Raw genomic sequence first — 14,313 nt, forward strand, 5'->3', positions numbered from 1 at the left:
CATATGATCAAAAAAAATATAGGTGAACGTGTTTTTGAATGGAGCAACTATGTGTTTTTAACGCTGCTAAGCGTTGTCACTTTTTATCCTTTATGGCATGAAATATCCATCTCCTTAAGCTCGGCGGCGGGAGCCATGAGGGGCGGACTCTTTCTATGGCCGAGAGGGTTCACCTTGGAAGCCTACGGTTCCGTTCTTTCATCGAGCTTTATATGGTTAGCTTATCGCAATAGTATTATCGTTGCTGTGTTAGGCACCGTGATGCACGTCTTATTTACGGCAACGACGGCTTACCCTTTGAACAGAAAAAGCTTGCCAGGTGTTAAAGTGCTGACGTTTCTCATCATTTTCACCATGCTATTTGGCGGTGGATTAATTCCGACTTATTTGCTGGTCAAAAGCCTAGGAATGGTGAACACATTGTGGGCGTTAATGATTCCCGGCTTAATTTCGGCGTTCAACGTCATTGTGATGCAGAGCTTTATGAGGACGATCCCCGAGGAGCTGGAGGAGTCTGCCACGATGGATGGCGCGAATCCGCTGCGCATTTTCTTCACCATGATCTTGCCGCTCTGTAAACCCGTACTCGCGACAATTGCGCTGTGGGAATGCGTTGCGTTATGGAATAACTTCATGCAGGCGCTGATTTATTTAAATAAAAAATCGCTATTTACGCTTCCTCTGCTGCTCAAAGAAATTATCGCCGGACAGCAGCTGGCAGCTCAAACGGGTCAGTTTACCGTATTCTCGGCAGAGTCAGCGATAGCCGCAACCGTTATTTTGTCCATATTACCTATTCTTGCCGTATATCCGTATATGCAAAAATACTTCATGAAAGGCACCATGCTCGGTTCCGTCAAATCTTAACTTGAACATTATGGAGGGGTCTTCCTATGAAAAAAATGAACAAAATGATAGCTGTCGTATGTACATCTTGTTTGACAGGGGCTTTGCTTGCCGGGTGCAGTTCCAGTAATGAAAAGCCTGGGGATGTGAGCAAGCAAGCGTCAGGTAGCGAGAAGTCCAACGCGCAAAAGGCTCCGGTGACGTTTAACATGTTTTTCAATCTTGGCATTCCGGAATATCCGGAAAACGGCGGGGCAGCGAAAGATAAGGTCATCGGACAAATGGACAAAGCAGGCATTCAAGGGATCGACTACAAAGTAAATCTGCTTGCCGGTGATGAGTATAAAACGAAGCTGAATTTGATGGTTTCTTCCGGTGAAATGCCAGATTACTTCAGCGTTGATTCAACGCTTCTAGCCCAGTATGTGAGCCAAGGTCTGGTCAAGCCGCTCGACGATTTGATCACCAAGGCGCCGAACCTGATGAAAGTCGTGCCGAAAGAGCGCTGGGAGGGCGTGAAGTATGACGGCAAAATCTACGCCATTCCTTACGGTGTCAGATCGGAATCGTTCAATTCGCCTAACACGGCTGGCGTGCTTATTCGCCAGGATTGGCTGGATAATCTCAATTTGAAGGCGCCTACGACTCTTGACGAGCTGCATGATGTGCTGAAAGCGTTCACTCTTAACGACCCTGATAAAAACGGGCAGAAGGACACCTATGGTCTGGGCGGAAATAAAACATCGGTTTTCAGCAGCGTGTTTGCGGCTTTTGGCATCGGGGTCAGTTCCTCAAGCGGGTCCATGTATTGGACGGAGAAGGATGGGAAAATCATTAAGAGCTTCCTGACGCCGGAAGCGAAGCAAGCGCTCGCTGTTTTACAACAATGGTATAAAGAAGGATTGATTGATCCTGAGTTTCCGGTGATGGAAGCGAAACAGGGAGAGGCCAGAGTCGTCAATTCTAAGGTGGGCATTTTTGAGGGAGATGCTTTTCTAGCTGATCCCAAAGGCAGCGGCGTTCCGGAAGCGCTCGTAAAAGCGACACCTTCAGCCAAGTTGACCATGATTACACCGCCAAAAGGTCCGGGCGGCAAGCTGGGTATGCCGGAAGTCAATCCTTTTGCAGGCGGTGGCTTGCGAGCGATTAGCGCGAAGGCGAAGGATCCGGAAAGATTGCTTCAATTGCTGGACTGGTCGGTCAGCGAAGAAGCAAATGGCGGGATTAATCTGGTAACCTATGGCGAGGAAAACGTCGATTATACGTATGACAAAGGTAAAAATCTGATTACGCAAACCTCCAGCGTTTCGGACTTGTACAAAAAAGGTTTCTCCAACCCGATCCGCTTCGTCCAGGTCACAGACCGCCGTTGGACGAACGATGCGGTTCGTGCAGCGCTCGACATCTCTTCGAAGTATTTGGTCAAAAATGCTTTGTGGAAATCTGTTCCAGCTGAACTTGATTACCCGGATCTGGAGAAAAAATTATGGACGGAGTACTTTGTTAAGATCGTAACCGGCGTTTGGTCCATCGATAAGTTCGATGAGTTCGTACAGAAGTATTACCAACAAGGCGGTCAGAAGATTGAGCAGCAAGCCAATGAACTGTGGAAACAGAAATAAAGAAGGGTGAGTGGATATGAAGGCTGAAGCAAATGCAGGCATGAACGCAGGAATAAAAGCAGACAGAAAGCCGAATGTCATCGTTTTTTTTACTGATCAGCAGCGCTGGGATGCCGCGGGTGTGCATGGTAATCCGTTGGATTTGATGCCGAATTTTGATCGCATGGCGATGGAAGGGACGCACGTCTATAATTCCTTTACGTGCCAACCGGTATGCGGTCCGGCGAGATCCTGTCTGCAAACCGGCAAGTATGCCACGGAGACCGGTTGTTTTGTGAACGGCATCCCACTCCCGCAGGAGTCTGCTACGCTGGCTCATTATTTCCGTGAACACGGGTACCAAACCGGCTACATCGGCAAATGGCATCTGGCTGACCAAGAGCCAGTCCCAGAGGAGCAGCGGGGAGGCTACGAGTACTGGCTAGCTTCTAACATTCTGGAGTTCTCATCGGATGCCTACGATACCGTCATGTATGATAATAACAACCAGCCGGTTAAGCTGCCGGGCTACCGGGTGGACGCGCAGACCGATGCAGCGATCCGCTATATCAATGAGCGCCAGAAGGACCCGTTCTTCCTGTTCTTATCTTATATTGAACCGCATCATCAGAATCATTCTGATAATTATCCGGCACCGATTGGATATGAAGGACGCTATACCGGTAAATACGTTCCTGCAGATTTAGCCACGCTGGGCGGTACTGCACATGCGCATCTTGGCGGTTACTACGGGATGATCAAGCGTTTGGACGAAGCGCTCGGCCGTTTGTTCGACGCGCTGAGAAGTCTCAGATTGGAAGAGGATACGATCGTCCTGGTTACGTCGGATCACGGCTGTCACTTCAAAACGAGAAACAGTGAATACAAACGTTCCTGCCATGACAGCTCGATTCGTGTTCCGACAGCGTTTCATGGCGGTTGCTTCAAGTCCGGCGGACGTTTACAGGAGCTGGTGTCCTTGGTGGATCTTCCGCCTACGCTATTGGATGCCGCAGGTATTCCGGTTCCGTCTCACATGCAGGGACGCTCCATTCTTCCACTGCTCCGCGGAGAGAGGGCGGGCTGGCCGGAAGAAGTGCTTGTGCAGATCAGCGAATCGCAGGTTGGACGTGCGATTCGGACGCAGCGCTGGAAATACAGCGTCAGCGCGCCGGATCATGACGGATATCGGGAAGCGGGCTCCGATACCTATGTAGAGGAGTATTTGTATGACCTGCAAGCCGATCCGCATGAATTATGCAACCTCGTCGGACTCGAGCCATTTGCGAACATTGCTGCTGAGCTGCGTGAGCGGCTGGTTCGGAAGATGATGGAAGCGGGGGAAGACGCACCAAAGATCGTGCCGGCGCCGTCCAAGAAGCAAGGCGGCCGCAGGGTTTCGGTGGAGGAGCTGCGCGTGAAGCTGTAAGCGCCGAAAAGGCTAGCAGGAGGAGCGATCATCGCTTCTTCTACTAGCCTTATTTATGTTTATGTTTATGTTGCTTGGATGACGCAATTGTTATTGCCACCGCTATCACCGCCACGATTGTCATCATGGCTACCATCACCATGACCGCAACCATTGCCATCATGGCCTCCGTCAGCGCGATCCACCTTAGTCACGGTCAACATCCACCATCACACGGTCAACATCCATATCTCCATGGTCAACATCCCACATCGCTACCGTCAACATCAACCATCGCACGGTCAACATCCGTATCGCCACGGCCAACATCCATATCGCCACGGCCAACATCCCACATCGCTACCGTCGACATCAACCATCGCACCCGCCAGCCACCGTCAGCGCCAAAATAGGGGAACTACGCTCCGCTATTTGCTGACACGGGAGTGTTTTGGCTTGGGAGAGGGAACTATGGTCCGCTATTCATCTCCAAATTGGGGGACAAGCAAGCTGTTGTAGCAAATAAGGCCCTACAGTTCCCTCAAAACGGCGAAACAGACTGATTTCGCCCGAATAGAGGACTGTAGTTCCCAATTCGCAGAGGCCGTAACTACTACCAGCCGGATGTTACTGCTCGTTCCTGCGAGTCATCTGCTGCCAGACCGAGCCCTCGGCTGCATGCCCGCCTTCGATCCGCTCCAGCGCGATCTTGACCTGCATGCGCACCTCGAACTCAGGGTCGTCGGCCGCTTCCTGAAGGTCTTTCAGCACCGAGCTGTCGCCGACCTCGTACAGGAAGCGCGCCGCGCGCCAGCGGACCAGCTTGTTGCGGTCCTTCAGCGCCTTCGCCATGGCCGGCATGGCGGCAGGGTCGCCGAGGTCGGACAGCGTATCGCCTGCCGTCCGACGCACAGAAGCTGAATCGTCCTCGAGAGCACGATACAGGAAGGGCAGTACCTCGGGTTCTTTAATATCCCCGAGGTACACCGTGGCCAGTCGCCGAATCGACGTGTTCTCGTCCTGCAGGGCATGGACGAGAAGCGGCAGCGTCGTAAGCGACGGCTGGATCTTTTGAAGCGCGGCGTAGCGCAGCTTCCAATCACTGTGGCGCAGCTGCTCCAGCACAGCTCCTGAATCTTCGGCTTCGGCCTCTTCCGAAGCGGAAACAGGGGTCTCCTGCATCGCTTGGGAGACCAGGCTTTCGACGCGGGCGTCGTCGTAAGAAGCGTCCAGCTCCTGGACGACTTCGCCCGCGATATCCTTCAGCTCGCCGTAGCGCACGCCGAGTTCTTCGAGCTTCCGCTCCTTGATCAGGTTCGGCGATGCCGTACCTGCACGGACCGCCGCCTGCGTGAAGCGCTCCGGCATGGCCACGCGTGCTTCTTCGCTTCCGGCACGCACCCTCACCTGGAGCGGAATGCCGCGGAACATCTGCACGAGGACTTGTGCCTCCCCGAAGGCCGCTTCAGCCTGCGGCTGCACGGACAGTACATCGCCGTTGTTCGCAGAGCCTTGCACTTCGCCAAAAATCTCGCGGGCTTTAGCAAGGATGAACTGCCAATCTCCCTTGGAGGTGCGGTCCAGGGCTATGAAATCTGCAGCGTGGAAAACACTGATCACGCCTTGGACAGCGAGCAGCTGTTGAATGCTGTCTGGGGCCTCAGTGCTGTTGTGCTTTGTATAAGTTTTGCGGACACCTGCCGGCAGCGATTCGTCCATATTGAGCTTCATGGAATTCGGGCTTGGGGTTGGTTCGATAGAAATAATTTTCATCATTAACACTCCTTCCAGTCTGATATTACATGAAAAGACCCGGACGTAAAAACGTCCAGGCCTGTTATAGGCATTTCATTTAGTCTAAATCAACGAGGTTGCGGTTTAAATATTTATCCAGTGTTTTGGTTAGATCGAATACGGTATGCGCCAGATCCACATTCTCGAAGACATGATCGCATTGATCACGGAAAGCCAGTTCATCTTCATAATAAGAGAGGTACTTCTTAATGATCTCCTCGGAGTCTCCGCTTTCTCTCATCCGCTCTTCGAGGGTATCCCGCTGAGCATAAATGAAGACCAGAACGACGTGTTCACCATAATGCTTTTTGAGCGTCTCGGCGCCGAAACGGTTCAAAATTAAATAAATGCTGCCGCTATGCTCGAACATTCGTTCAATATCGGCACTTTTAATCCCATATAAATGATCATTGACGGTGCTAACCTCAATGAATTCACCGTTTGCCTGCGCCTGTACAAATTGAGCAGGGGAGATAAAGTGATAATCTTGACCGTCTTCTTCGGTTGCTCTCGGAGGTCTGGTGGTGTAAGAGATAACTTGCTTCATGCCAAGCGTAGATCCTGACATTTCAGCTACCGTCTTACGACCGGCTCCGTGAGGACCGGTGAATACAAAAATCATTTCCTTGTCCTTTAATGCGTACATGGAACATACCTCCTTATTTGTGAAAAGTGGGGGGTAAATCCTACGTGCGTGCAACGGTATGAAACGATTTTTGTCCAAGTAGGATCATTTTCAGCCGTACTTATATTTTACATGTTTCGGGTAATTCGGTAAAGGTCTTGCCGTGGAAACGCTATTTTGACTAGCGTTTCCCGCCGCGGCTTCCTCTTGGGGCAGTGCCCCGAGGTGAGCCGCCTCTGTCGCCGCGTGGAGCTCCACTACGAGCTCCGAAGCTGTCGCCGCGTCCGCGTGTCTGACCGCCGCGTTCGCCGCCGGCTTGGTAGCCGCGAGCTGCGCTAGGTCGGTCAACGCGCGAAGCAGTGCCGCCGCGTGCGCCGTAGCTGTCGCTGCGTGCAGCTCCGCGCTCCGCGCTGTCGCCACGGCCTTTACCGCCGCTGCGAATCGCGCGTGATGCGCTTGCTGCATCGTCGCGGCCCGTGCCGGCGTACTTGTTGTATGGCGAGTAGGATTTATCGCCATGAGGAGCAGAGCGTTTGCGGTCTGTGCCATCACCGCGACCTGCAGGACGTGGAGTGCGTTCGGCAGTTTCGCCGCGTCCCCATGAACTGGTGACTCGCGCTTTCGCAGCGCTCATATTATCGCCACGGCCTGGTCCTGCGTTCACCGGCTCTTTTCTCTCCGCGCGTCCCCAAGTGTTCGGATTACGCTCCGAATTTACCTTCGCAGGGCGTTGACCTCTTGGCGCATCGCTGTTGCGCGCACCAAATTTATCGCCGCCTCTGGATGCGGAACGTCCAGTGCCGTATTGCATGCCGGCTTTGTCTTCACGCGCGCCGGATCTTCCACGGCTCTGTTGACCACGCGGCTCTGATGTCCTGCCGCTGCGGCCGCTGCGAGAAGCTCCGCCGTTTCGACGGCCTGATCCTCGACCTTCTTGCTCGAAGTGATCCTCAGAGCTGGAACGAACGCGTCGCACTTGAGGCTCGGATGAACCTCTTAAGGACATTTTGATGCCTTTTTCGATCAACTCGATAGTTGGCATATCCCGCTGCGTAGCGAAAGTCACGGCAACGCCTGTATCTCCGGCACGACCGGTTCGGCCGATTCGATGAATGTAGCTTTCAGCGTCTTGCGGCACATCATAATTGAAGACATGCGTGACCCCTTCAACGTCTAACCCGCGCGCAGCGATATCGGTAGCAACCAATAACTCGATGCGGCCATCCCGGAATCGTTTCATAACTTGCTCACGTTTGGCTTGCGACAAATCTCCGTGAAGCTCGTCGGACATGAGACCAAGTTCTTGCAAAGCTTCATTTAATGCAATAGCTCTGGCCTTTGTGCGGCAGAAAATCATCGCGAGGTAAGGTTTATACTGCTTAATAGCGGCTATCAAAGCATCTTGCTTCTGGCGGTCAGTCGTTGGAACGAGAACCTGCTCGATTTCGGTTAACGTAACCTGCTTGCTTTGAATTTTAATTTCTTTTGCTTCCTTCATATAAGCTTTGGACAGATTCATGACTTGTTCCGGCATGGTGGCAGAGAAAAGAAGGGTCTGGCGGTAAGGAGACGTCTGTGCAATAATGTCCTTCACTTCATGAAGGAAGCCCATATGCAACATTTGATCGGCCTCATCCAATACGAGTATCTTCAATTTATAAAAATTGATTGAACCGCGGCGAAGGTGATCAAGCAATCTTCCCGGAGTTCCTACTACTATATGTATGTTCCCCTGTAGCTTTCTAAGCTGCTTTTCTACGTCTTGCCCGCCATAAGCTGCAAGCACCTTTGCTCCTGTAACAGGGACAAGGGTTTTCAGCTCATTTGAAATTTGAATCGCCAACTCGCGTGTAGGAGTAAGAATTAAGGCTTGGACATCTGAGCTCTCTACATCGATTGTTTCTAATATGGGAAGTACAAAGGCAAGGGTTTTACCTGTACCTGTCTGTGCTTGTGCAATGACATCCGTGCCTTTCAATAAAACAGGTATGGCTTCTTTTTGAATGGGGGTCGGTTCGATAACGCCTGATGCTTGTAAGACCCCTACAAGTTTTTCTCTAATTCCTAATGAGGCAAATCCACTTGACATGGTAATTGGCCAGCTCCCTTTTTCCTACTATTGATAGGGATCTTTGGTGGTAGACCAAAGTCTCTCCTTGTTAACGACGATTCCCCCATTGTACAGGAATGCCAGACAAATGAAAACAGGAGCCGGCCAACAAGCAGTAATATATCTATTTTATATAGAAGAAATGGATTCATAAACGTACCTTTATTTGTCCGGCAATACTTGGGCTGTCCCGAAAACGCGCTCCACCGTTTGGTTGAAATCCGTTAGAAGGGGCATAAGCGAATGGCCTTTCCAGCTCTCTTGCGCGTAATTGTTCATTTTATTGAGGAAATCGCGATTGGCTGAAATATATACATCCATAACACTTGGCTGCAATAAACGGATTTTCTCCGCCATAGCTTGTTTAAAACGATGGGATAGCAAGTCGTGATGGACGGCTGTTTCATAACTGTTATACCCGTTGTTCAGATCATTGGACGGCAAATAGTCGTTGAAAGGGGCATTGTCATTGTAAAAGCCTTTACTGGTTCCTTGGTTGTTTGTTTCTTTCGTAGTCCCTTTGGTGCCTGTGGCGCTGCTGTCAATCATCAGGGCGACATAGGCATTTTTGTCCGTAGTCATAACGATAGCCGTGTTAACACCATTCATAGCATTCAGTTGATTCGAGAGAAATTGATTGTATTCGAGACTTGTATTGTTGTGTGATACCGGACCATAGAGCTGCTGTGTTTGATAGGCTCTCTCGGATTCTGTCGATTTGTCGGTGGCAGAACCGAAGTTGGTATGGTCGGGACTTTTGCCATATTCTCTTCCGCCTTCCGCGCAGCCAGATAAAGTCAGCACGAGGAATAGCATTCCAGAAATCGGAAAACCTAACTTACTGAGCATCAAAAATGACCTCCCAATATAGAGTGTAATGTCTATAGGATGGGATGTTTCTCTCCTTTTATTCGTGTCAGGAAATATACGCTTTTATGCATAAAGAGGTGGGTGTATGGAAATAACCATGAAGGGAAAATATATCGCTACAGAGCGGTTTAAGAACAATTTGTGAACTTCCCTCCAGCGATTGACAAAAACTTTTCACGAATTTATAGTTAATAAAGTGAATTGACATGGGCATGGCCATCGTGGTAAAAATAATGTTTTAAAAGTGGGGTTGATACAATGAGTCGATTGAAAAAGTTATGGCGTCTGCTACCCCTTTTAGCGGTAATGACGTTCTTGCTAACCGGGTGTGGAGACCCAACTCTGTCTGCTTTACAGCCTAAGGGTCCTGTTGCATCAGAGCAGTTATTTTTGATGAAATTAAGTCTCTTTATCATGGTTTTTGTCGTAATTGTCGTATTTGCAATTTATGTGTATGTTTTGATCCGCTTTAGGAAACGCGAAGGCGACAACAGCATACCGAAACAAGTTGAAGGAAGCCACGTGCTTGAGATCATCTGGACTGTTGTTCCGATTCTCTTACTGTTAGTACTTGCGGTGCCAACGGTATCCTACACATTCAAGCATTCAACGAACTATAACAAGGACAAAGCCGCCGTTCACGTCAAAGTCACTGCGCATCAATTCTGGTGGCAGTTCGAATATCCGGATCTAGGCATCGCAACAGCCCAACAGCTTGTTGTGCCTAAGGATAAGATCATTGCTTTTGAGCTTATCTCCGCGGACGTTTCTCACGCATTCTGGGTACCATCCCTGGGCGGTAAAGTAGATACGAACCCTGGAATCTCCAATACGCTTTATTTGCAAGCCGATGAAATCGCTACATTCCAAGGTAGATGTACGGAGCTTTGCGGAGCTTCTCACGCTTTGATGAACTTCACGGTTGAATCGAAGAGTCAAGCTGATTTCGACTCATGGGTAGCGAAAATGAAAGCACCTGCAACTGTGCCGGCAACTGCACAGAAGGGTGAAGAACTTTTCAAAGAAAATTGCATGTCATGTCACGCTGTTACAGCTAATGGGCCTGGTGTTGCTCCGAACCTCAAAGGCTTCGCAGACCGCGATACGCTTGCAGGTATTCTAGAACACACTCCTGAGAAAATGGCGTTGTGGATACATAATCCTCAAGAACAGAAACCAGGCAACAAAATGCCTGCATTCGGTAAAAGCGCAGGCGGCAAGCTTGACGACGCCCAAATTAACGATATCGTTCAGTACTTACAGACTTTGAAATAAACTTCTCAGGTAAAGGAGGTTAATACGTTGGCTCACTCTCATCCAGTAAAAAAACATACCGGTCTAATGGATTGGCTTACAACAGTCGATCATAAGAAAATCGGTATCCTGTACTTACTAGCGGGCGGGTTCTTCTTCCTCGTAGGAGGACTCGAAGCCATTCTGATTCGGATTCAGCTCGCTTATCCCGATCAACACATTTTTATCGGCGATTCATTTAACCAATTAACAACGATGCACGGAACAACGATGATTTTCTTTGCGGCGATGCCGGTTATCTTCGCTTTTATGAATGCCATCGTTCCTCTACAAATTGGTGCAAGGGACGTTGCGTTCCCATTCGTTAACTCACTTGGATTCTGGCTGTTCTTCTCGGGCGGCGTATTGATGAACACAAGTTGGTTCTTGGGTGGAGCACCGGATGCCGGTTGGACTGGGTACGCACCATTGTCCTCGATTACCGACAGCAGTTGGGGGCAAACACTCCAGAATAACCTGCAAGGTACAGATTTCTATGTACTAGGTTTGCAAATTGCCGGTATCGGTACACTTATCGGGGGGATTAACTTCCTCGTTACCATTATTAACATGCGTGCACCTGGTCTTACGTATATGCGTTTACCAATGTTCACATGGGCAGCATTCATCACTTCCGGTTTGATCGTTCTTGCATTCCCTGCAATTACGGTTGCGCTTGTTGAGCTTATGTTTGACCGTGTCTTTGGCGGAGCATTCTTCGATGCAGCCAGAGGCGGTAACAACGTACTATGGGAGCATCTATTCTGGATTTTCGGGCACCCCGAAGTTTACATTCTGATTCTTCCTGCATTCGGTATCATTTCTGAGATCGTTTCAACGTTCTCCAAAAAACGTCTTTTCGGATACAGCTCCATGGTCTTCGCAACTGTGTTAATCGGTTTCTTGGGCTTCATGGTTTGGGTTCACCATATGTTTACAACAGGCTTGGGTCCGGTTGCTAACTCGATCTTCTCGATTGCAACAATGGCGATTGCCGTTCCTACAGGTGTTAAAATCTTTAACTGGTTGTTCACCCTTTGGGGAGGACAAATCCGTTTCACAACAGCTAATATTTTCGCAACGGCTTTCATCCCGACTTTCGTTATGGGTGGAACAACAGGGGTTATGCTTGCGATTCCTGCAGCAGACTTCCAGTACCACGATACGTATTTCGTAGTTGCTCACTTTCACTATGTTATCGTTGGTGGTCTAGTTCTTGGTTTGTTCGCAGGTCTGTACTACTGGTGGCCGAAAATGTTTGGTCGTATGTTGAACGAAGGACTTGGTAAATTACATTTCTGGTTGTTCTTCATCGGTTTCCACCTAACATTCTTCCCGCAGCATTTCTTGGGTCTTATGGGTATGCCGCGTCGTGTATTTACATACCAACCAGGGTATGATCTTGAAGTGGGTAACTTGATCTCTACGGTCGGTGCTTTCTTCATGGGTATCGGTACAATCGTATTCCTTATCAACATTATTGCAACAGCAAGAAAACCGGTTACGGCTCTTGCAGATCCATGGGATGGCCGTACTTTGGAATGGTCGATTCCATCACCTGCACCGGAGTATAACTTCAAACAAACGCCGCTTGTTCGCGGATATGATGCACTTTGGAAAGAAAAAATGTCTGGTAATAAACAAATGACTCCGGCAGAACCGGTTGGTTCGATTCATATGCCGTCAGCATCCATATTGCCGCTAGTTATGTCCGTTGGCTTGTTCATTGCAGGTTTTGGTTTCATGTACAGAAACTACTATGTAGCTGGCGCGGGTCTGGCTGTTACATTAATCGCTATGTTCTTACGCTCGGTATACGACGATCACGGTTGGCATATTGAACCGGAAGAACTTGAAGATGACAAGGGGGTAAAGGCATGAGTACTCATCATACGGGCGCACTGCCTGCTAATCCGGAAACGGCTACCCTCGAAGGGAAAAATAAGGTCCTCGGATTCTGGTTATTCCTTGGCGCCGAGGTTGTATTATTCGGTTGCTTGTTCGCGACTTACATCGCGCTTCGCAACTCTGTTCCTGACGGTCCAACAGCGGATGAAATTTTCAAGCTCAAAACAGTGGGCTGGTCAACCTTCATCCTCTTAACAAGTAGTTTAACAAGCGTGTTCGCGATCATCGCGATGCACAAACAGAAGCTGGGACAATTGTTATTCTGGCTACTGATCACGGTATTGTTTGGTCTTTCGTTCTTGGGTCTTGAGATTTATGAGTTCGTTGAATATGTCCACGAGGGTCATAAATTTACAACAAGTGCTTTCTCAACTTCGTTCTATACGCTAGTTGGTTTCCATGGAGCGCACGTTGCATTCGGTATTTGCTGGATTACCCTGTTGATTCTGCAAGGACTCAAAAAGGGTCTTACCGTTGTTACAGCACCAAAGTTCTACGTAGCAGCGTTGTACTGGCACTTTATCGACTTAGTCTGGGTATTTATCTTCACAGTCGTTTATCTGATGGGGAAGGTGGGTCACTAAGATGAGCAGCAATTCTCATGATACACACGCACCTAGCAAAAGAGTAAAGCATGAATCTCCATTGAACCACTACTTGTCTTACATTATCTCGATCTTGCTGACAATGCTTGCATTCGCAGTTGTGCTCTACGGAGACCTAGATCGTTCGTTTATTCTAATCTTCATCGTAACTTTGGCGCTTGTGCAAGCTGTTATCCAGTTGTTCTTCTGGATGCACGCCAAAGAAAGAGGACACTTATTCCCGCTAATCTTTCTTGCGGGCGGGGCTTTCGTAGCTCTGACTGGTGTTATTACAGCCGTATATTGGATGTGGTGGTAAGCCACCCTGAAGAGGCAACTTTGTCTAGGCAAAGTGCCTCCTCTTTTTTTAGCATGAGTTGAAAGGAGAAAGAGATCAGCTATGAGCCAAATTGGTGGATTTTTCGAGTTGTGGAATCCGGTATTACTGTTGGTGATCGTCGTTGTTGGATATATATATCGTCGCTTTGTCGCTAAGGGGAAAGGGAACTCCACAGATGTTGAGCCAGTTTCGGCTTCGCAGCAGATCTCTTTCTACGTTGGACTTGCTTTGTTTTATATAGGTCAAGGGAGTCCGATCAACTATATCGGCCATCACTACTTATTCAGTATGCATATGCTGCAGCAAACCATCCTGTATTTAATCGTACCTATCTGTATTTGGCTTGGTACACCGGCGTGGATGATGCGTTCAATTATGAAAATTACCGTGATTCGCGCTATATTCTCATTTTTTACTCGACCGTTGATTGCTCTGTTCCTGTTTAACATGCTCTTTTCCATTTATCATATGCCTATGGTTATGGATTACTTAATGATAAATGATTTGCCGCTCTTCGGTTATCATACGATGCTGCTGTTCACTGCTTTTATGATGTGGTTCCCTGTTTTTTGCCCGCTACCTGAGATGAACCGCTTGAATGACTTAAAGAAGATGGCTTACATTTTTGGTAATGGGGTTTTGCTGACACCAGCCTGTGCGCTCATTATTTTCGCGGATACGATCATTTATGACATGTACGCGAATGTAACCGTACCCTTCGCCCATTTATCACCTCTTGATGATCAACAACTGGGTGGTGTTCTGATGAAGATGATCCAGGAAGTCGTTTATGGAGCAACGCTTGCGTATATTTTCTTCCGGTGGTATCGCAGAGAGCGCAAGGAAGAAAACGATATGGAGCTCATGGAGACACAAGAGGGTTTGAATAATCAAGGCGGGAATTGGAATCGCGCTTAGGAGAAAGGATTTAGGG

13 protein-coding genes are annotated in these 14,313 nt (G+C 48.9%); 8 read left to right on the forward strand and 5 right to left on the reverse strand.

The genetic code is table 11. The features are described 5' to 3' along the window. The first annotated feature begins 3 nt into the window (after nt 1–3). The 3 genes from J2Z65_RS20820 to J2Z65_RS20830 are packed head-to-tail and all read left to right on the forward strand — an operon-like array spanning nt 4 to nt 3,876. Nucleotides 4–867, forward strand: coding sequence for a carbohydrate ABC transporter permease (locus J2Z65_RS20820; RefSeq protein ID WP_167051665.1), 864 nt, complete (start codon nt 4–6; stop codon nt 865–867). Between the two features lie 26 nt (nt 868–893). Further along, nucleotides 894–2,468, forward strand: a complete 1,575-nt coding sequence (locus J2Z65_RS20825; protein ID WP_167051668.1) for an extracellular solute-binding protein — start codon at nt 894–896, stop codon at nt 2,466–2,468. A 16-nt stretch (nt 2,469–2,484) separates the two neighbouring features. Further along, nucleotides 2,485–3,876 (forward strand): sulfatase family protein, encoded by a 1,392-nt coding sequence (locus J2Z65_RS20830; RefSeq protein WP_240159432.1) that lies wholly within the window; start codon nt 2,485–2,487, stop codon nt 3,874–3,876. Between the two features lie 238 nt (nt 3,877–4,114). Here the strand turns inward: J2Z65_RS20830 and J2Z65_RS35725 are convergent, their stop codons facing one another. The 5 genes from J2Z65_RS35725 to J2Z65_RS20850 form a co-directional block, all read right to left on the reverse strand. Then, nucleotides 4,115–4,240 carry a hypothetical protein gene (locus J2Z65_RS35725; protein WP_275690982.1) on the reverse strand — a complete coding sequence of 42 codons (126 nt, stop codon included), beginning with the start codon at nt 4,238–4,240 and terminating at the stop codon, nt 4,115–4,117. A gap of 242 nt (nt 4,241–4,482) precedes the next feature. Next, nucleotides 4,483–5,628 (reverse strand): conserved virulence factor C family protein, encoded by a 1,146-nt coding sequence (locus J2Z65_RS20835; RefSeq protein ID WP_167052109.1) that lies wholly within the window; start codon nt 5,626–5,628, stop codon nt 4,483–4,485. A gap of 79 nt (nt 5,629–5,707) precedes the next feature. Continuing rightward, nucleotides 5,708–6,295: a guanylate kinase gene (locus tag J2Z65_RS20840; protein ID WP_167051669.1), complete on the reverse strand. Its 588-nt coding sequence runs from the start codon at nt 6,293–6,295 to the stop codon at nt 5,708–5,710. A gap of 160 nt (nt 6,296–6,455) precedes the next feature. Beyond that, nucleotides 6,456–8,363: a DEAD/DEAH box helicase gene (locus J2Z65_RS20845; protein ID WP_167051671.1), complete on the reverse strand. Its 1,908-nt coding sequence runs from the start codon at nt 8,361–8,363 to the stop codon at nt 6,456–6,458. A 183-nt stretch (nt 8,364–8,546) separates the two neighbouring features. After that, nucleotides 8,547–9,233 (reverse strand): hypothetical protein, encoded by a 687-nt coding sequence (locus tag J2Z65_RS20850; protein WP_167051673.1) that lies wholly within the window; start codon nt 9,231–9,233, stop codon nt 8,547–8,549. Between the two features lie 279 nt (nt 9,234–9,512). Here J2Z65_RS20850 and coxB point away from each other — a divergent pair, with 279 nt between their 5' ends. From coxB to J2Z65_RS20875, 5 genes are all read left to right on the forward strand, one after another. After that, nucleotides 9,513–10,529, forward strand: a complete 1,017-nt coding sequence (gene coxB, locus J2Z65_RS20855) for a cytochrome c oxidase subunit II (RefSeq protein ID WP_167051676.1) — start codon at nt 9,513–9,515, stop codon at nt 10,527–10,529. Nucleotides 10,530–10,556: 27 nt separating this feature from the next. Beyond that, the gene (gene ctaD, locus J2Z65_RS20860; RefSeq protein WP_167051678.1) at nt 10,557–12,428 is read left to right on the forward strand and encodes a cytochrome c oxidase subunit I; all 1,872 of its coding nucleotides are present in this window, start codon (nt 10,557–10,559) and stop codon (nt 12,426–12,428) included. After that, entirely contained in the window at nt 12,425–13,039 is a 615-nt protein-coding gene (locus tag J2Z65_RS20865) for a cytochrome (ubi)quinol oxidase subunit III (RefSeq protein ID WP_127453747.1), read from the forward strand. The genes ctaD and J2Z65_RS20865 overlap by 4 nt, the downstream gene beginning before the upstream one ends. Before the next feature lies 1 nt (nt 13,040). Continuing rightward, the gene (locus J2Z65_RS20870; protein ID WP_167051679.1) at nt 13,041–13,358 is read left to right on the forward strand and encodes a cytochrome C oxidase subunit IV family protein; all 318 of its coding nucleotides are present in this window, start codon (nt 13,041–13,043) and stop codon (nt 13,356–13,358) included. An 81-nt stretch (nt 13,359–13,439) separates the two neighbouring features. Continuing rightward, nucleotides 13,440–14,297 carry a cytochrome c oxidase assembly protein gene (locus tag J2Z65_RS20875; RefSeq protein WP_167051681.1) on the forward strand — a complete coding sequence of 286 codons (858 nt, stop codon included), beginning with the start codon at nt 13,440–13,442 and terminating at the stop codon, nt 14,295–14,297. The last annotated feature ends 16 nt before the right edge of the window (nt 14,298–14,313 follow it).

Source organism: Paenibacillus aceris, from assembly GCF_017874035.1.
In the GTDB taxonomy this organism is placed as follows: Bacteria; Bacillota; Bacilli; order Paenibacillales; family NBRC-103111; genus Paenibacillus_E; species Paenibacillus_E aceris.